The organism is Roseburia sp. 1XD42-69, from assembly GCF_003612565.1.
Lineage (GTDB): Bacteria > Bacillota > Clostridia > Lachnospirales > Lachnospiraceae > Roseburia_B.
On record NZ_RAZG01000276.1, the window covers coordinates 1 to 540 of the forward strand.

The following is a 540-nucleotide window of genomic DNA, read 5'->3' on the forward strand; positions in this document are numbered from 1 at the left end:
ATTTCCAAACTGCTTATTTAACCTTGTAAATGTTTCTTGTACTGTCATTACTTCGCTCATAATAATTTTCCTCCATCTTCATTTACATATTTTTTCTAAAACTTCCTGCAAGCGTTCCCTTCCACTTTGGATATAATATAAATTATCCCCGATTTTCAAACCTTCTCTTTGCTTATGCGCTGTAAGTACCTTCTGCTGAAAAATATGGATTCCCACACTCACACCCATACAGAACGCTTCATTTTCCATTAATTGTTCCAATATTAATTCCCTCCCATCATATAAAATTTTCTAACTGCTTCCTTATTTGTCCTGGCTGCAATTTTACCACCTGCTTTCTAATACACTTTTCTCATTTCCCAAAAATAAAATTTACAAGTTCCATTATCTTTTTCTCCGTTTGGAATAATATTTTACAAAAATTTTCAATAATTAAGACAAAAAACACCAACAGATTATTAATCCGTTGATGCTTTTCATAATTTTAACATTTTGATTTTCCGTCTAAACAAGTTTGACTGATTTTAAAATATTTAGTTT

General features: G+C 30.4%; 1 protein-coding gene. It reads right to left on the bottom strand.

Annotation, left to right across the window (positions count from 1 at the left end; translation table 11 throughout):
- Positions 1–78 precede the first annotated feature (78 nt).
- Positions 79–261, bottom strand: coding sequence for a hypothetical protein (locus tag D7Y06_RS25560; protein WP_120410240.1), 183 nt, complete (start codon positions 259–261; stop codon positions 79–81).
- Positions 262–540: the final 279 nt, after the last annotated feature.